Annotated in this window: 11 protein-coding genes; 8 read left to right on the top strand and 3 right to left on the bottom strand. The window is 73.5% G+C overall.

What is annotated here, in order from left to right; genetic code table 11:
* Positions 1-203: 203 nt before the first annotated feature.
* Entirely contained in the window at positions 204-1,328 is a 1,125-nt protein-coding gene (locus ACIPXC_RS34355; protein WP_401626245.1) for a GuaB3 family IMP dehydrogenase-related protein, read from the top strand.
* A 61-nt stretch (positions 1,329-1,389) separates the two neighbouring features.
* Here the strand turns inward: ACIPXC_RS34355 and ACIPXC_RS34360 are convergent, their stop codons facing one another.
* From ACIPXC_RS34360 to ACIPXC_RS34370, 3 genes are all read right to left on the bottom strand, one after another.
* Positions 1,390-1,707, bottom strand: coding sequence for a type II toxin-antitoxin system PemK/MazF family toxin (locus tag ACIPXC_RS34360; RefSeq protein WP_125539990.1), 318 nt, complete (start codon positions 1,705-1,707; stop codon positions 1,390-1,392).
* Complete coding sequence (locus ACIPXC_RS34365) at positions 1,704-1,904, bottom strand: hypothetical protein (protein ID WP_326477400.1); 201 nt, start codon at positions 1,902-1,904, stop codon at positions 1,704-1,706. Before ACIPXC_RS34365 ends, ACIPXC_RS34360 begins: the two co-directional genes overlap by 4 nt.
* 75 nt (positions 1,905-1,979) lie before the next feature.
* Positions 1,980-3,209 (bottom strand): nucleotide sugar dehydrogenase, encoded by a 1,230-nt coding sequence (locus tag ACIPXC_RS34370; protein ID WP_401626248.1) that lies wholly within the window; start codon positions 3,207-3,209, stop codon positions 1,980-1,982.
* A 229-nt stretch (positions 3,210-3,438) separates the two neighbouring features.
* On the opposite strand from ACIPXC_RS34370, the gene ACIPXC_RS34375 reads away from it, so the two are divergent.
* The 7 genes from ACIPXC_RS34375 to ACIPXC_RS34405 all read left to right on the top strand — a co-directional run bounded on the left by ACIPXC_RS34375 (position 3,439) and on the right by ACIPXC_RS34405 (position 17,772).
* Positions 3,439-5,145, top strand: coding sequence for a glycerol-3-phosphate dehydrogenase/oxidase (locus ACIPXC_RS34375; RefSeq protein WP_401626251.1), 1,707 nt, complete (start codon positions 3,439-3,441; stop codon positions 5,143-5,145).
* A gap of 296 nt (positions 5,146-5,441) precedes the next feature.
* The gene (locus ACIPXC_RS34380) at positions 5,442-7,952 is read left to right on the top strand and encodes a protein kinase (RefSeq protein WP_401626253.1); all 2,511 of its coding nucleotides are present in this window, start codon (positions 5,442-5,444) and stop codon (positions 7,950-7,952) included.
* Positions 7,953-8,029: 77 nt separating this feature from the next.
* Positions 8,030-10,591, top strand: a complete 2,562-nt coding sequence (locus tag ACIPXC_RS34385) for a protein kinase (protein WP_401626255.1) — start codon at positions 8,030-8,032, stop codon at positions 10,589-10,591.
* A 125-nt stretch (positions 10,592-10,716) separates the two neighbouring features.
* Positions 10,717-12,363 carry a protein kinase gene (locus tag ACIPXC_RS34390; protein WP_401626258.1) on the top strand — a complete coding sequence of 549 codons (1,647 nt, stop codon included), beginning with the start codon at positions 10,717-10,719 and terminating at the stop codon, positions 12,361-12,363.
* Between the two features lie 103 nt (positions 12,364-12,466).
* A complete protein-coding gene (locus ACIPXC_RS34395; protein WP_401626260.1) occupies positions 12,467-14,098 on the top strand; it encodes a succinic semialdehyde dehydrogenase in 1,632 nt (543 codons plus the stop codon).
* Between the two features lie 10 nt (positions 14,099-14,108).
* The gene (locus ACIPXC_RS34400; protein WP_401626263.1) at positions 14,109-15,938 is read left to right on the top strand and encodes a GMC oxidoreductase; all 1,830 of its coding nucleotides are present in this window, start codon (positions 14,109-14,111) and stop codon (positions 15,936-15,938) included.
* Between the two features lie 166 nt (positions 15,939-16,104).
* On the top strand, positions 16,105-17,772 hold the full coding sequence (locus ACIPXC_RS34405) for a peptidase (RefSeq protein ID WP_401626266.1): 1,668 nt from the start codon (positions 16,105-16,107) through the stop codon (positions 17,770-17,772).
* Positions 17,773-17,862 lie beyond the last annotated feature (90 nt).

Here is a 17,862-nt window from a genome sequence, read left to right on the forward strand (position 1 = left end):
AAAAACTTATCCCCCCCCCCCGCTGCGTACCCTCACCCCTACCGCCCGCCGGGGGGTGGGCGGCGCGGCGTGGGGGGGGGGGCCCCCCCCCCCCGCCCGCCCCCCGCCCCTCTCGCATGGCGTCCGTACAGCGGTCACCGGAACGCGGCCCGCCGGGGTTCGGGGATACTGGACGGGCAGACCCAGAGGAAAGGCCACCACACGTGACTGAGATCGAGATCGGGCGCGGCAAGCGCGGCCGCAGGGCGTACGCGTTCGACGACATCGCCATCGTCCCGAGCCGGCGTACCCGGGACCCGAAGGAGGTCTCGATCGCCTGGCAGATCGACGCGTACCGCTTCGAGCTCCCCTTCCTGGCCGCCCCCATGGACTCGGTCGTCTCCCCGCAGACCGCCATCCGCATCGGTGAGCTCGGCGGCCTCGGCGTGCTGAACCTCGAAGGCCTGTGGACCCGCTACGAGGACCCGCAGCCGCTGCTCGACGAGATCGCGGAGCTGGACGAGGAGGCCGCCACCCGCCGCCTCCAGGAGATCTACTCCGCGCCGATCCAGGCCGACCTGATCGGCCGGCGCATCAAGGAGGTGCGCGACTCCGGCGTCGTCACCGCCGCCGCCCTCTCCCCGCAGCGCACCGCGCAGTTCTCGAAGGCCGTCGTCGACGCGGGCGTGGACATCTTCGTCATCCGCGGCACCACCGTCTCCGCCGAGCACGTCTCCGGCGCCGCCGAGCCGCTGAACCTCAAGCAGTTCATCTACGAGCTCGACGTCCCGGTCATCGTCGGCGGCTGCGCCACCTACACCGCGGCCCTGCACCTGATGCGCACCGGCGCCGCGGGCGTACTGGTCGGCTTCGGCGGCGGCGCCGCGCACACCACGCGCAACGTGCTCGGCATCCAGGTCCCGATGGCGACCGCCGTCGCGGACGTGGCCGCGGCCCGCCGCGACTACATGGACGAGTCCGGCGGCCGCTACGTGCACGTCATCGCCGACGGCGGCGTGGGCTGGTCGGGCGACATCCCCAAGGCCGTGGCCTGCGGCGCCGACGCCGTGATGATGGGCTCCCCGCTGGCCCGCGCCACCGACGCGCCGGGCAAGGGCAACCACTGGGGCATGGAGGCCGTCCACGAGGACGTCCCGCGCGGCAAGAAGGTCGACCTCGGCACCGTCGGCACCACCGAGGAGATCCTCACCGGTCCCTCGCACAGCCCGGACGGCTCGATGAACATCTTCGGCGCGCTGCGCCGCTCGATGGCCACCACCGGCTACAGCGAGCTCAAGGAGTTCCAGCGGGTCGAGGTCACGGTCGCGGACTCCCAGCACCGCCGCTGACCCCCGTACGTCCGCCGGAGGGCCGGCACCCCGACCGGGGGTGCCGGCCCTCCGGCGCTTGTCACAGGCCGAGGTACAGCGTGACGGCGTGTTCGACCTGGGCGAGCTCGTAGCGGTCCAGATAGTGCACAGGGTCGCCGTGCACGAACGACACGTCGACCGTGCGGATCTGGTCGACCAGCAACCGGGTGAGCCTTCCGCCGATCTCCAGCTCGGGACGGAAGGGAGAATCCTGGGCGCTGGTCGACGTGGGGACGATGGTCACCACGCTCCAGGCCATACCGCTCGGGCTCAGAACGAGCCCGAAGCGCTTGCCCCGCTGCTCGTGCCCGCGCTTGGCGTCGCCCAGGTCCACGCGGTAGACGGCGCCCCGGATCACCAGGCGTCCGGTTCGGTGTTCAGGTCCTCGTCCGCCAGCCGCTCGGCTGCCGCGCGGGCCTGTTCGAGCCATGCCTCCCGCTCCAGCAGTCGCAGTGCCCGTCTGATCACGTCGCTGGTGCGCTCGCCGTCGCGCATGGCCGCCGCGATGATCCGCTCGTCCTCTTCGGTGGGCCTGAACCCTATGGTCGTCGCCATACGGTCAGAATACTCCGGGTGCAACATCTGTGCAACGAATGTTGCACACCCGGTGGGTCGACTGGGTCCCGGTGCTCAGAGGCGGTGGGCGGCGCCCGCCGGGCCGGCGCCGCGGGTGTCGAGGAGGAGCTGGGCCTTCACTGCCAGGGCCTGCATGTCGTAGGTGCGGTGGTGCTGGAGCAGGATCGTCAGGTCGGCGTCGGCCGCGGCCTCGTAGAGGGACTCGGCGCGGGGGACCGGCCGGTCCCTGACCCGCCAGCCCGTGATGTACGGGTCGTGGTAGCTGATCAGCGCCCCGAGGTCGATGAGGCGGCTGGCGATCTCGCCGGCCGGGGAGCCCTCCTGGTCCGCGAGGTCGGGCTTGTACGTGACCCCGAGCAGCAGGACGCGGGCCCCGCGGGCGGACTTGCCGTGCTCGTTCAGCAGGGTCGCGGAGCGCTGGATGACGTACTGCGGCATCCGGTCGTTGATCTCCTGCGCCAGGCCGACCATCCGCAGCGGGTGGCCGGGGGTGCGGGTGGTGTGGGGGAGGTAGTTCGGGTCGATGGGGACCCCGTGGCCGCCGACCCCGGGGCCGGGGCGGAAGGCCTGGAAGCCGTACGGCTTGGTCTCGGCGCAGCGGATGACGTCCCACAGGTCGACGCCGAGGTCGTGGCAGAGCACGGCCATCTCGTTCATCAGGGCGATGTTGACGTGGCGGTAGTTGGTTTCGAGGAGCTGCACGGTCTCGGCCTCGCGCAGGCCGCGGGCGCGGACGACCTTCTCGGTGAGGCGGGCGTAGAAGGCGTGCGCGGACTCGGTGCAGGCGGGGGTGAGGCCGCCGATCACCTTGGGCGTGTTGGCGATGCCGTGCGTCCGGTTGCCGGGGTCGAGGCGGCTGGGGGAGTAGGCCAGGTGGAAGTCCCGGCCCGCGCGGAGTCCGGATCCCTCTTCCAGGATCGGCCGCAGGTAGTCCTCGGTGACGCCGGGGTGGGCGGCGGATTCGAGGATCACCGTGGTGTGGGGGCGCAGCCGTGCGGCGAGCGCGCGGCCCGCGCCGCCCACGGCGGAGAGGTCCAGCGCGCGGTCGGCGCCCAGCCGGGTGGGTGCGCAGATGACGGCCGTGCGGACCCGGCCGAGCTCGGCGGGGTCGGTGGTGACCCGGAAGCCGGCCGCCGACATGCGGCGGATCTCGGCAGCGGAGAGAGTGGAGTCGGTGACCGGGCCGCTTTCGTAGCCGACCGTCTCGATCCCGGCGGAGACGGCCGCCTGGGCGAGCGGAAGGCCGAGGTGGCCGAGTCCGATGACGGCGAGGTCTGCGGGCATGGGGATGCCGTCCCTTCCCTGGCGTGAGGGGGTGCCGCGCAAGTCCTCCCGAGGGCAGGGGAGCTGGCGCAATGTCAGACTAGGCTTATATATGACAGATATGTCGCATTCCGGGGTGAACGCCACCGTTGTGTTGTCCACAGGCGGTGGCTGATGCGAGTGCGGGACGTCAGAATCGTGAAACGGGGGCATGTGAGCGGGATCTCACCCGCACCGACGGGAGGCAGCCGTGAGGACAGCGACACTGGGGCCGGCGCAGCGAGCCGTGGCCTTCACCCGGATGGCCGAGCGGGAACTGGACGTGCTGGTCGTGGGTGCGGGCGTGGTAGGTGCGGGTACCGCGCTCGACGCCGTCACGAGAGGCCTGTCCACCGGTCTGGTGGAGGCGCGGGACTGGGCCTCGGGCACCTCCAGCCGGTCGAGCAAGCTGGTCCACGGCGGTCTGCGGTACCTGGAGATGCTCGACTTCGCCCTGGTGCGGGAGGCGCTGAAGGAGCGCGGTCTGCTCCTGCAGCGCCTCGCCCCGCACCTGGTGAAGCCCGTGCCCTTCCTGTACCCCCTGCAGCACAAGGGCTGGGAGCGGCTCTATGCCGGCGCGGGCGTCGCGATGTACGACGCCATGTCGGTCTCCAGCGGTCACGGCCGCGGCCTGCCGGTGCACCGGCACCTGTCGCGCACCCGCGCCCTGCGGGTGGCACCCGCGCTGCGCAAGGACGCCCTGGTGGGCGCCCTGCAGTACTACGACGCCCAGATGGACGACGCGCGGTACGTCACCACGCTCGTACGCACGGCCGCGGCGTACGGGGCGCACTGCGCCAACCGGGCGAGGGTCGTCGGCTTCCTGCGTGAGGGTGAACGGGTCGTCGGTGCCCGCGTGCGGGACGTGGAGGGTGGCGTCGAGTACGAGATCCGCGCGAAGCAGGTCGTCAACGCCACGGGGGTGTGGACGGACGACACCCAGGCGCTGATCGGGGAGCGCGGGCAGTTCCACGTACGGGCCTCGAAGGGCATCCACCTGGTCGTGCCGAAGGACCGCATCCATTCGACCACCGGGCTGATCCTGCGGACCGAGAAGTCGGTGCTGTTCGTCATCCCGTGGGGGCGGCACTGGATCGTGGGGACCACGGACACCGACTGGGACCTGGACAAGGCGCACCCGGCGGCGTCCAGCGCGGACATCGACTACCTGCTGGGACACGTCAACTCGGTGCTGGCGGTGCCGCTGACGCGCGACGACGTCCAGGGTGTGTACGCGGGCCTGCGGCCGCTGCTGGCCGGTGAGTCGGACGCGACGAGCAAGCTGTCGCGCGAGCACACGGTGGCGCATCCGGTGCCTGGGCTGGTGGTGGTCGCGGGCGGCAAGTACACGACGTACCGGGTCATGGCGAAGGACGCCGTCGACGAGGCGGTGCACGGGCTGGACCAGCGGGTGGCGCCGTGCGTGACGGAGGACGTGCCGCTGGTGGGGGCCGAGGGGTACAAGGCCCTGTGGAACGGGCGGGCCCGGCTCGCGGCCCGGACGGGCCTTCATGTGGTGCGGGTGGAACACCTGTTGAACCGGTACGGGACGCTGACGGAGGAACTGCTCGGCCTGGTCGCCGACGACCCGGAACTGGGCAGGGCGGTGACCGGGGCGGACGACTACCTGCGCGCGGAGATCGTGTACGCGGCCTCGCACGAGGGGGCGCGGCACCTGGACGACGTGCTGACGCGGCGGACGCGGATCTCGATCGAGACCTTCGACCGGGGGACGCGGTCGGCGCGGGAGTGCGCGGAGTTGATGGCTCCGGTGCTGGGGTGGGACAAGCAGCAGATCGAGAAGGAAGTGGAGCACTACGAGAAGAGGGTCCAGGCGGAACGGGAATCGCAGCGGCAGCCGGACGACCAGACGGCGGACGCGGCCCGGCTGGGGGCCCCCGACATCGTTCCGTTGTAACTCCGGGATACGGAAGGCGGAACCGCAGACCCGGGGGGTCCGTCCGTTGCGGAGTGAGGAACAATGATGGCTCTGCCGGGGCGGGTTACCGTGGGCCCCGGCCGCCGGGTCGCTCAGCCGCTGGGGCGGGCGGAGCAGCGGCACGATCGCAGAGGGGACGCATGTCGAAGCCGGAGCACACCGAGTCACCTGCCGGGGCGCCTGCGGCGGAGCTTGACGACGGCGCCTCTGCGGGGTCGCCTGCGGCGAAGCCCGAGCGTTCCGCTGCGGCTGCCGAGCCGAGGAAGGGCAAGGCCGTGGCTGCGGCGCGGACCGCCGCTGACGCGGCGTCGCCCACCGCGGCGGAGCCGGATGGTGGCGCGAAGCCGGATCCGGCCGAGGCCGCTGCGGCCCCGGCCGCGGAGCCGGTCGGTGACGCGAGGTCGGCGGTCGCGAAGCCCGCAACTGCGGCGGACGAGGCCGTTGACGCGAAGCCGGCGCGTGCCGCGAAGCCGGGCACCGGCGCGCCGCCCGAGGCTGCGGAGCCTGGCCCGGGCAGGGCCGTGCCTGCGGCGCGGACCGGCGGTGACGCGGAGTCCGACGGGCCGAAGGCCGCGTCCTCGCCCGCGGCGGAGCCGGACGGCGAGGCGGAGCCCGCCGCCGCGCCGAGCCTGAGTAAGGCCGCGCCCGCCGAGCCCGGCGGGACGAAGTCCGCTCCTGCGGCGGAGCCGGCGGAGGACGCGAAGCCCGCGGCCGCCGGGCCGGGGCCGGCCAAGTCCGCACCCGCGGTGGCGCCTGCGGGTGCCGGCAAGGCGGCGGTCGGGGCGACCGGGGGGAACCCTGTCGTCGAGAAGGCCGACGCGATGGCGGCCGCCGTCAAGGCCGCCGCGGCCGAGGCGGCCGGGGACGGCCGGCACGAAGGGCGGCTGCTGGCCGGCCGGTACCGGCTGGGGGCCGTGCTCGGCAAGGGCGGCATGGGCACCGTCTGGCGGGCCCAGGACGAGACCCTGGGCCGCACCGTCGCCGTCAAGGAACTCCGCTTCAGCAGCGGGGTCGACGACGACGAGAAGCGCCGCCTCATCACCCGCACCCTCCGCGAGGCCAAGGCCATCGCCCGGATCCGCAGCGGCGGCGCCGTCACCGTCTACGACGTCGTCGACGAGGACGCCCGGCCGTGGATCGTCATGGAGCTCATCGAGGGGCCCTCGCTCGCCGAGTTCATCCGTGAGAACGGCCCCCTCACCCCGCACCGCGCCGCCGAGGTCGGCCTCGCCGTGCTCGAAGTCCTGCGCGCCGCCCACGGCCAGGGCATCCTGCACCGGGACGTCAAGCCCTCCAACGTGCTCATCGCCGGCAACGGCCGTGTCGTCCTGACCGACTTCGGCATCGCCCAGGTCGAGGGGGACCCCTCCGTCACCTCCACCGGCATGCTCGTGGGCGCGCCCTCCTACATCTCGCCCGAGCGCGCCCGCGGCCAGAAGCCCGGCCCGCCCGCCGACATGTGGTCGCTCGGCGGCCTGCTGTACGCCTCCGTCGAGGGCGTGCCCCCGTACGACAAGGGGTCCGCGCTCGCCACGCTCACCGCCGTCATGACCGAGCCGGTCGACCCGCCGAAGAACGCCGGTCCGCTCACCGATGTCATCTACGGTCTGCTCGCCAAGGACCCGGCCCGCCGCCTGAACGAGGAGCGCGCCCGGGAGATGCTCACCGCCGTCCTCGCCGCGCCCGAGCCGGTGCCCGCCCCCGTGGCGCCCGCGGTCGCCGAGCAGACCCGGCAGATATCGCTGGCGGACGCTCGGCAGGCCGCCGAGAAGGCCACCGCGGAGAAGGCCGCCGCCAAGGCCGCGAAGAAGGAACGGGAGCGCCGGGAGCGGGAGCAGCGCGAACGCGCCCGCGCCGCGCTGAAGGCCGCCCGCAAGGCGCCAACGGCCGCTCCGGCCGCCCCGGCCGTCGCGGTCTCGGCCGCGGAGGCGCCGAAGGGCCGCCCCGCCGCCGTCGTCGCGCCGCTCACGGACGTCATGCCGCGGCGCACCATCGCGCTCGCGGCGGCCGCCGTGATCGCCGTCCTCGTGGTGGTCGGCTCGCTGATCGTCTACGCCCTCGGCGGCGACGACAAGGACAGGAAGGACCAGAGCAAGGGCGGTCAGGTCACCCCGGCCGCGTCCGCCCCGCAGACCTCGGGCGGCGCCGAGCAGGGTTCCCCGAAGCCGTCGGGGAACACCGGTGAGTCCGGCGCGGGCGGCACCGCCGGCGCCGGTACCGACGCGGGCGCCGCCGGCCAGGGCCAGGACCAGGGCCAGCAGACCGCCGGCCAAGGACAGGACCAGGGCCAGGGCCAGGGCGCCACGACCGGGGGAGCGGGCGGCGCGCTCCCCGCCGGGTTCGTGATGGTGACGGAGCCCGGCTTCCACTTCTCGATGGCGATGCCCGAGGGGTTCAAGCGGACGGGCACCGCGGGCGACAACTCCGGCGGGATCTTCAGCCGCGATGGCGGATTCCCGCGGATCCAGGTCGACTTCACCGGCAAACCGGGCGACGACGCGGCCCTCGCCTGGGCCAAGCTGGCCCCCGCGGTGGGCGGCAGCAGCAAGGGCTACCGGGAGATCCGCATAGACAAGACGGAGTACCGGGGCTATCCGACCGTCGCGGATTGGGAGTTCGAGCGGGAGCACGGCGGGGTGAAGACGCGCGTCCTCAACCGCGGCTTCAAGACCGATGCCACGCACGGCTACGCCATCATGATCAGCTGCCCCGCGGACCAGTGGGACGGCCCGGAGTGCACCCGGATGCGCGAGGTCGCCTTCCAGACCTTCCAGCCTCTCGGCTGACCCCGGGACGCAGGCGCCCCTGTCGACGTATCGTGTCAGCGGGGCCCTGAGAGCCCACCGCACTCGGGGGAGGCGATGTGGAGGAGTACGCGGGCCGGATCCTGGCTGGCCGCTACCGCCTGCCGCTGCCGCCGTCCGACGCGTACGAGCTCGTCGAGACCCGGGCGTTCGACACGCGCAGCGGACAGGAAGTCCTGGTGCGTCAGGTGCCGTTGCCGGAGGTCGTGGACGCCGAGCTGGTGGACGGGCCGTCGGCCGTTCCGGCGGCCCGCCGCGCTCCCGCCGACCTGCCGGCCGTCCGCCGCGCGATCGAGGCGGCGCAGGCCGCGGCCGCGATTCCCGACCATCCGCGGCTGGACCAGGTCTTCGACGTGTTCGCCGAGGGCGAGTCGCTGTGGATAGTGAGCGAACTCGTCCCGGCCAGGCCGTTGGCCGCGCTGCTCGCCGACGAACCCCTCAGCCCCTACCGGGCGGCCGAGGTGGCGTCGGACGTGCTCACCGCGCTGCGGGTGCTGCACGCACACGGCTGGACCCACCGGAACATCACCGTCCGCACGGTGTTGGTGTGCGAGGACGGCAGGGTCGTGCTGACCGGCCTGGCGGCCGGCGCCGCGGAGGAGGCCCTGTGCGGCTACGACCCGGTCCCCCGCACCGCCGACTCCGCTCCCGACGAACGCTGGGGGCCGGGCCCGGCCCCCGCCCCGTCACCGGTTCCCGCACCGACCCCTCCGGCCCCGGCCCCGGCATCTCCGCCCCCGTCCGAAGCACCCGGGTACGCGCCGCTCGTGGCCCCCGGGTACGACACCGGTCCGCGGTACAACGACCACATCACCCCCGGCCGTCCGCGGGACCGGGCCGACCCGCAGGCCGCCGCGCGCGCCGGGGTCGTCGCCGCCTACCGCGCGGGCGCGCGGGCCGCCGCCCGGGTCACCGAGCAGCGCAGGGCCGAAGCGGCCCCTGAGGCCGCCACCGGTCCGGGAACGGTGCCCGAGCGCAGGCCCGAGGGATCGACCCTCCCGCAGGGATACTCGTACCCCTACGGCCGAGGAGCGGAGGCCGGCGCCGCAGCCGGAACCGAGGCCGGCGCCGCAGCCGGGACCGAGGCCGGCGCCTGGCACGGCGCGACCCCGCGCCGCCCGGCCCTGCCGCAGGCCGAACCCGAAGGGCCCGGAGCCGGAGCCGGAGCCGCACCGGAAGCCGCACCGGAAGCCGGCCTAGAAGCCGGCCTAGAAGCCGGCCTAGAAGCCGGCCTAGAAGCCGGCTTCGAGGCCGACCTCGCACCCCGGCCGAGGCCCGGGGAGGGCCCCGTCCCGGCCCGGCCCGAGTGGAGCCGGACCGAGCCGCCGGCCGTGCCCGCCCTGCCCGCACAACTCGCCCTGCCACAGGGCTACCACCAGGCCGAGCCCCCCGGGATCCCGGCGCCCCCGCCGGAACGGGCCCCGCGGGCCGCCCCGTGGACCGGGCTCGACGCCGAGCGGGCACGGCACACACGCATGGCCGTGGTCGGTGCGATCACCGAGCGGTGGGCCCCCGAACAGGCCGGCCCCGTGCACGGGCACTGGCAACTGGCGGCGCCCGTCGGGCCCGCCACCGACCTCTGGGCGCTCGGCGCGCTGCTCTACCGCGCCGTGCAGGGCCATGCCCCCTACCCGGAGGACAGCGTCGCCGAACTCGTCGAGATGGTCTGCGCCGAGCCCCCCGCCTTCGCCGAGGAATGCGGCGCGCTCCGCCCGGTCGTGGAGTCCCTGCTGCGCCAGGACCCCACCGAGCGGCCGGACTTCGAGGAGCTGCGCGGCTGGCTGCGCTCGCTCGTACGCTCCGCGCCCGAGCCGGACGCGGGGCTCGGCGTGCTCCCGATGCCGGAGCCGGATCCCGCGCGGCTGCCCGTCGTACGCCGCCGCGGCGAGGTCCACGGGCGGCACCGCAATCCCGCGGCCCCGCGCAAGCCGCGGGCGCTCGGCCGGACCCTGCTCGTCGGCATCCTGGTCCTGCTCTCCGGGGCCGTCGCGTACGCGATGCTGTTCATGCCGCGGGCCGGAGTGCCGCAGGAGCAGGACGGCCCCGGGGAGACCACCGCGCATGCGTCGCCCGGGCCCGGCCCCTCCCAAGTGCCCACCGGAACGCCCGAGTCCAAGCCGGCGCCCCAGACCACGGGGCCCGCCGCCTCGCAGGCTCCGCCCGCGCCGGCCCCGCCCGGCTACACCACCCAACAGGATCCGGAGCACTTCGAGATCGCCGTCCCCGAGGGCTGGGAGCGCCGCGGGATCAATGAGGCTGGCCAGGTGCGCTACACCAACGGGTCGTTCGTGCTGACGGTGGTCCCCGGCCGGGACAGGGTCGAGGGCAATCCGGACCCGGCGACGTACCAGAAGGACAAGGAGCCGGAGCTGACGCCGTACCGGACCTCCACCTGGTCGACCGTCGGGGACGTGAGGACCACCAGGGTCGGCCGGCAACTGCGGGCGACGGGCCGCTACACGTGGATCGACGGGACCGGCCGCAGCGTGTTCGCGCGCAATTTCGTCGTCGCGCTGGCGGGCAGCTACCACGTCGTCCTCGTCACCGGTCCGGAGGACGAACAGACCAAGGTGACCGAGGTCTTCGAAAAGGCCACGGCGAGTTACAAGGCGGGCGGATGAGCGGATATTGACGACTGATCAGTACGGCGATTGCGTCACAGTGCCGCCTTTCGGCGCCCGGGCGGTTCCGACAGCCCCCGTGGGCTCCGTAATCTGGCCTGAGGTGCAGAGAGCGGCGGGAATTCGTGGAACAGCAGACAGGTGGGGGCGCCGTGCTGGCGGGCCGGTACAGGCTCGTCGAGCCGATCGGCCGGGGCGGTATGGGAAAGGTGTGGCGCGCGCATGACGAGCTGCTCCACAGGACCGTCGCGGTCAAGGAACTGACGGCGGGCCTGTACGTGGCCCAGGCGGACCGGGACGTCATGCACGCCCGGACGCAGAAGGAGGCGCGGGCCGCGGCCCGGATCCAGCACCCGGCGGTGGTCACCGTCCACGACGTGCTGGAGCACGACGACCGGCCGTGGATCGTCATGGAGTACATCGACGGCCCCTCCCTCGCCGACGCGGCCAAGGCGGCCGGGCGGATCGAGCCGCGCGAGGCGGCCCGGATCGGGCTGCACGTGCTGGCCGCGCTGCGCGCCGCGCACGCGGTCGGGGTGCTGCACCGGGACGTGAAGCCGGGCAACGTGCTGCTCGCCAAGGACGGCCGGGTGCTGCTCACGGACTTCGGGATCGCGGCGATCGAGGGCGACTCGTCCATCACGCGGACCGGCGAGATCGTGGGCTCGATCGACTACCTGGCGCCCGAGCGGGTGACCGGTGGGATCCCCGACCCGTCCTCGGACCTGTGGTCGCTGGGTGCCACCCTGTACACGGCGGTGGAGGCCCGGTCCCCCTTCCGCCGTACGTCTCCCATCTCCAGCCTGCAGGCCGTGGTGAACGACGAGCCGCCCGCGCTGCGCCAGGCCGGGGTGCTGGGTCCGGTGATCACGTCGCTGCTGCGCAAGGACCCCACGGAGCGGCCCTCGGCGGAAGAGGCCGAGCGGATGCTGCTGGAGGCCATGGAGGGCCGCGAGCCGAAGGCGGCGCAGGCGTACGTGCCGACGCGCGCGGTCACTTCCGAGGAGCTCGCCCCGGCGGCGCAGGAACGGCCCGAGGAGCCCGCCCCGCAGGGCGAGGTCGAGCCGACGGCCCCGCTGCCGGAGCCCGCGGTCTCCGGGGCGGTGGCCGCGCCCGCCCCGGCCGACGGGGACGGCGGCTGGCTCAAGCGTGCCGCGGTGGTGGCCCTGGTGGCCGCGCTGCTCGGCGGTGGCGGTGTCTTCGGGGTGCTCAAGTACACCGGGGGCTCCGGGTCGGACGGCGGCGCGGACCGCGTCGCGAGCGCGACGGACGGCCGGTCGGGCGACGACGGCAAGCCGCAGGCGGCGGCCCCGCCGGCCGGCTACACGAAGGTCGTCGACCCCCTCGCCGGCTTCACCCTGTTCGTGCCGGAGGGCTGGACGCGCCAGGCGAACGGCGACCAGATCGACTACACCCCGGACGACGGGAAGCACTTCATCCGGATCGCCTCCGACTCCACCCCGGACTACCAGGACCCGTACGCGCACCTGCTCGATCTGGAGAAGCAGGTGGCGAAGCGGACCGACTACAAGAAGGTGCGGCTGAACCAGAACACCTTCCGGGACAGCACACGGGCGGCGCTCTGGGACTTCACCTGGACGGAGAAGCAGAACCACCCCGGTCCGCGCAGGGCCAAGGAGCAGATGTACGTGGCCCCGGACGGCACGGAGTACGCCATCTACATGTCGAGTCCGGTGGCGAGCTGGGCCACGACCGAGCAGCAGTTCGACGTCGTGCTCAGTGGCTGGGAGCCGCCCGCGAAGAAGTCCTGATCGGCTCGGATCCCGGCATCCTGCCAGCGATCGCTGGCGGAAAAGGCAAAATCCGGTTACCGGCGGGTACCCAAAGGGTGCCGGGCGCAATACGCTCACCGGCATGACGGACTCGCAGGCCCCCGCCGCCCCCCTCCGGACCGCACCGCGGCCCACCAACCCGGTCGCCCCGGCCCCGGCCGACGCCCGCACCGCGGCCGACGTGGTGACGCCCGCCCTGGTCGCACGGCTGACCCGCGGAGTGATCGGCTCCGGCCGCACCGCCAACCACACCCCCTTCACCGGGGACCGGCTGGCGGAGCTCCCCGAGGCCACCCCCGAGGACGTGGCCGAGGCCTTCGACCGCGCCCGCGCCGCCCAGCCCGCCTGGGCCGCGGTCCCCGTGCGCAAGCGGGCGGCGGTCCTGCTGCGCTTCCACGACCTGGTCCTCGTCCGGCAGGCCGAGATCCTCGACCTGATCCAGCTGGAGACCGGCAAGGCCCGCCTGCACGCCCACGAGGAGGTCCAGGCCGTCGCCGTCTCGGCCCGCCACTACGGCCGCAAGGCGCCCGCCTACCTGCGCCCCAAGGGCCACACGGGCGCGATGCCCACCCTCACCAAGGTCACCGAGCTGCGCCAGCCGCGCGGGGTCGTCGGCCAGATCGCCCCCTGGAACTACCCCCTCGAACTGTCGGTGGGTGACGCCCTCCCGGCCTTCGTCGCGGGCAACGCCCTGGTGATGAAGCCCGACACCGAGACCGCGCTGACCGCCCTGTGGGCCCGTGACCTGCTGATCGAGGCCGGGCTGCCCGCCGAGGTCTTCCAGATCGTCCTCGGCGAGGGCCCCGTCGTCGGCCCCGAGGTGGTCCGCCATGCCGACTACGTCTCCTTCACCGGCTCCACGCGCACCGGCCGCGAGGTCGCCCGGGGTGCGGCCGACCGGCTCGTCGGGGTCTCCCTCGAACTCGGCGGCAAGAACGCCATGCTCGTCCTGCACGACGCCGACGTCGAGAAGGCCGCCGCGGGCGCCGTCCGCGCCTGCTTCTCCTCCGCCGGCCAACTGTGCATATCCATCGAGCGGCTCTACGTCCACGCCTCCATCGCCGACGCCTTCGTCGAACGCTTCGCCGCCCGCACCCGGGCCATGCGGCTCGGGGCGTCCCTCGCCTACGGCGCCGACATGGGCTCGCTGGTCGGCGAGCGCCAGCTGGAGACCGTACGGCGGCACGTGGACGAGGCCGTCGCCAAGGGCGCCACGCTCGTCACGGGCGGCACCGCCCGCCCCGACATCGGCCCGCTCTTCTACGAGCCCACCATCCTCGACGGCGTCGAGGCCCCCATGGCGGTCTGCGGCGAGGAGACCTTCGGCCCGGTCGTCTCGGTCTACCGCTTCACCGACGAGGAGCAGGCGATCGCGGAGGCCAACGCCACCGCCTACGGCCTCAACTCCAGCGTCTGGACCAAGGATGCCCGCCGCGGCCACCGGGTCGCCGCCCGCCTGCGCACCGGCACCGTCAACATCAACGAGGGCTACGCCCCCGCCTACGGCAGCGCCCAGGCGCCCATGGGCGGCATGAAGGACTCCGGCCTCGGCCGCCGCCACGGCTCCGAGGGCATCCTCAAGTACACCGAGGCCCAGACCGTCGCCCACCAGCGGCTGGTCCCGATGGCGCCCTCACTGGGCATGGACGACGAGAAGTACGCGGAGTTCATGACCCGCAGCCTCAAGGTCATGAAGGCTCTCCGACTGCGCTGAGGGGGTATCCGTGTCGCACGACAACGCATCCGACAACGCATCCGACGACGCCTACGACTACGACGTCATCGTCATCGGATCGGGCTTCGGAGGGTCGGTCTCGGCCCTGCGCCTCACCGAGAAGGGGTACCGGGTCGGCGTCCTGGAGGCCGGGCGCCGCTTCACCCGCGAGAGCCTGCCGAAGAACAGCTGGGACCTGCGCAACTACCTGTGGGCCCCGGCCCTCGGGCTGTACGGGATCCAGCGGATCCACCTGCTCGGCAATGTCATGGTGCTCGCGGGCGCCGGTGTCGGCGGCGGCTCGCTCAACTACGCCAACACCCTGTACGTGCCGCCGCGGGCCTTCTTCGAGGACCGGCAGTGGGCGTCCATCACCGACTGGCGCGCGGAACTCGCCCCGTACTACGACCAGGCCCAGCGGATGCTCGGGGTGCGCCTCAACCCGACCATGACCCCCTCCGACGTCCACCTCAGGGCGGCCGCCGAGAAGATGGGCGTGGCGGACACCTTCCACATGGCCCCGGTCGGCGTCTTCTTCGGCGACGGCGAGGACGCCGCGGACGGGCCCCGGGTCCGGCCCGGCGAGGAGAGTGCCGACCCGTACTTCGGCGGCGTCGGACCCGCCCGCAGGGCCTGCACCGAGTGCGGCGAGTGCATGACCGGGTGCCGGCACGGCGCGAAGAACACCCTGAACGAGAACTACCTGCACCTCGCCGAGCGTGCCGGCGCCGTCATCCACCCCATGACGACCGTCACCGCGCTGTCCGAGCACCCGGACGGCGGCCACCGCGTCCGCACCGTGCCCACCGACGGCCGCCGCCGCGGGAAGGCGAAGGTGCTGCGCTGCCGGTACGTGGTCGTCGCGGCCGGTACGTACGGCACGCAGACCCTGCTGCACACCATGAAGGACCGCGGCGAGCTGCCTCGGCTGTCGGAGCGGCTCGGCGAGCTGACCCGTACCAACTCCGAGGGCATCGTCGGCGCGCAGACCGACGACCGCCGCTACCGCAGGCGCCGCGGCGCGGGCCCCGGCAAGGAGCGGCGGGCCGACTTCACCCGGGGCGTGGCGATCACCTCCTCCGTGCATCCGAACGCCGACACCCACATCGAGCCGGTCCGCTACGGCAAGGGCTCCAACGCGATGGGGCTCATGACCGTCCTCCAGGTCCCCCACAGCGCCCACCGGGTCCGCGGCTGGCTGGCCAGGACCGCGAAGCACCCCCTCCAGCTGGCCCGGTCGCTGTCCAACCGGCGCTGGTCGGAGCGGACCATCATCGGCCTGGTCATGCAGTCCCTGGACAACTCGCTGACGACGTACCGCAAGCCGGGCGGCATCGGAAAGGGGCTGCTCACGGCCCGTCAGGGGCACGGAGCCCCGAACCCGGTGCAGATCGAGGAGGCCACGCGGGCCGCGACCCTGCTGGCCGAGGAGATCAACGGCTTCCCGGGCTCCAACATCGGCGAGCTGATGGGGACACCGCTGACCGCGCACTTCCTGGGCGGCTGCCCGATCGGGGCGTCGGCGCAGGACGGCGTGGTGGACCCGTACCACCGGCTCCACGGGCACCCGGGCATCTCGGTGGTGGACGGCTCGGCGGTCTCCGCGAACCTGGGGGTCAACCCGTCGCTGACGATCACCGCGCAGGCGGAGCGGGCGATGTCGTTCTGGCCGAACAGGGGCGAGCGGGACCCGCGGCCCGAACAGGGCGCGGCGTACGTCCGCCTGGATGCGGTGGAACCGGTCCGGCCGGCCGTCCCCCACGACGCGTTCGGGGCGCTGCGGCTGCCGTTCCTGGCGGTCCCGGCGGTTCCCCCGCGGGATCCGGAACCCGCGGGATGACGGCGGTGGGTACCGCGCTCCCCCTCCGAGCGCGGTACCCACCGCGGTACATACGTGACAGATGTTCAGCCTTGATGGTTGTACCGGAATCCGCCAAGCCGGACTGTGGTGTCGATCACACCACCAAGGAGGCAACTGCGGCTCGCGTTCGGCCGTCAACGGCAGCATGAGAAAGCGCATCTCCTTGCTGGCTGCCTGCGGCATCGCCGCCCTGGGGCTCGCGGCCACTCCCGCTCACGCCGCGGACCCCGCCTTCACCCTGGCCGGACCGGCCGAGGTCGGCCTGCGCCCGCACCCCGGGCAGAACGGCGGCGGACCGCAGAAGACCTCGGTCGCATTCCGGCTCGTCAACGACACCGCCTCGACGTTCGGCCGCCAGAGCACCTTCACGATCGACCTGGGCGGCCTCAAGGGGATCGCCGACGTCGCGCTCGCCAAGCAGCAGGGCTCGGACTGCGCGCTCACCGAGGCGGCCGTCACCTGCAAGCGTCCCGCGCTGGGGAAGGGCGAGAGCACCGTCGTCGACCTGGACCTGCGCGCCGCCGAGGGCAGCAAGGCGGGCGCCACCGCGAACCTCACCGTGACCGGCAAGGCCGACGGCGCCACCTTCCAGGCCGCCACCACCAAGGTCCGGGTCGGTGGCCCCGACCTCGTGCTGGAGCGGGCCCCGCTCAAGGAGCAGCAGAGGCCGGGAGACAAGCAGAACCTGTCCATCGTCTTCGCGAACGAGGGCACGGAGCCCGTCCGGGGCGTCGTCCTGGAGATGCGCACCACGCACGGCATCGACCTGCTGGAGCGATACGACAACTGCTCCTACTCCGAGGACACCGGTGAGGGCCGGCCCCTGAACACGGACTGGAGCACCGTGCAGTGCCTGCTGGAGGGCGAGTACGAGCCGGGCAGCGTCTACGGGGTCGACGGCCCCCTGACGCTCAAGGCCGCCCCGCACGCCTTCGCCGACACGGTCACCTACGCCGTGTACGCGGACGGCCATCAGCCGAAGGCCGGCGCGACGTCGAAGAAGCCGGCCGGCGGGAAGAAGCTGGCCGCGCAGCAGCGCGCCACCGCCGGGGCCTCCGCGCGGTCGGTGGACCTCGACCCCTGGAACAACCTCCAGGAGTTCGACTTCAGGACGAAGAACAACGCCGACCTCGTGGCCTGGCCCGTCGCCCTGGCCGGAGCGACCGGCGAGACGGTCAGGGCGGACTTCGGCTTCCGCAACAACGGGCCCGCCTGGGTGGCGGAGCTGCGTTCCGGTGAGAGCGTCGCCCGTACGGACATCGTGCTGCCGGCCGGTACGAGGGCCACCGCGGTCCCGGCCGGCTGCCAGGGCGTCAACGCCGACGGCACCGCCCGCGAGCAGGCGCTGGGCGCGCCGCGCTACTTCTGCTCCACCGGCCATGTCGTGGGCGAGCGGGAGAGGTTCAGCTACCCGTTCGAGCTGAAGATCGAGCAGGTCGTGGCGAACGCGGCGGGCTCCGTCTCGGTCGGCCGGTGGACGCCCCAGGGCACCGAGGGCCAGCCGTGGGACCCGAACCACGCCAACGACAAGGCGTCCGTCGTGATCAGCGCCAAGGACGGCGGTGCCACGCCGAGCCCGACGGCGACCGTCACGGCCACCGCCTCGCCGACCGCCACGGCGAGCTCCTCGGCGACGTCCGCGGGCACCACCGGCACCACCGGCACCACCAGCACCACCGGCATCACGGCGAACGGCGGCCTCGCCGCCACGGGCAGCTCCGTCGGCCCGCTCGCGCTCGGCGGCGCGGTGCTCGTGGCCGCGGGCGGCGGCCTGGTCCTGGCCTTCCGCCGCAGGACCGGCACGCACGCCTAGGGCGTGTTTTGAAAGTAGCGCCGGGCGCCCGAAGGGCGTGGCTCACGGCGTCTGGTGCCGTGCATCGCAAGGCGGAGGGGCGCCCTTGTA

The sequence above is a fragment of the Streptomyces sp. NPDC090021 genome, assembly GCF_044748225.1.
In the GTDB taxonomy this organism is placed as follows: Bacteria; Actinomycetota; Actinomycetes; order Streptomycetales; family Streptomycetaceae; genus Streptomyces.

What these genes read in the sequence shown, in the direction of transcription:
- ACIPXC_RS34365 (WP_326477400.1), bottom strand. Translation starts at nt 1,904, where the DNA reads ATGGCGACGACCATAGGGTTCAGGCCCACCGAAGAGGACGAGCGGATC.
- ACIPXC_RS34370 (WP_401626248.1), bottom strand. Translation starts at nt 3,209, where the DNA reads ATGCCCGCAGACCTCGCCGTCATCGGACTCGGCCACCTCGGCCTTCCG.
- ACIPXC_RS34395 (WP_401626260.1), top strand. Translation starts at nt 12,467, where the DNA reads ATGACGGACTCGCAGGCCCCCGCCGCCCCCCTCCGGACCGCACCGCGG.
- ACIPXC_RS34405 (WP_401626266.1), top strand. Translation starts at nt 16,105, where the DNA reads ATGAGAAAGCGCATCTCCTTGCTGGCTGCCTGCGGCATCGCCGCCCTG.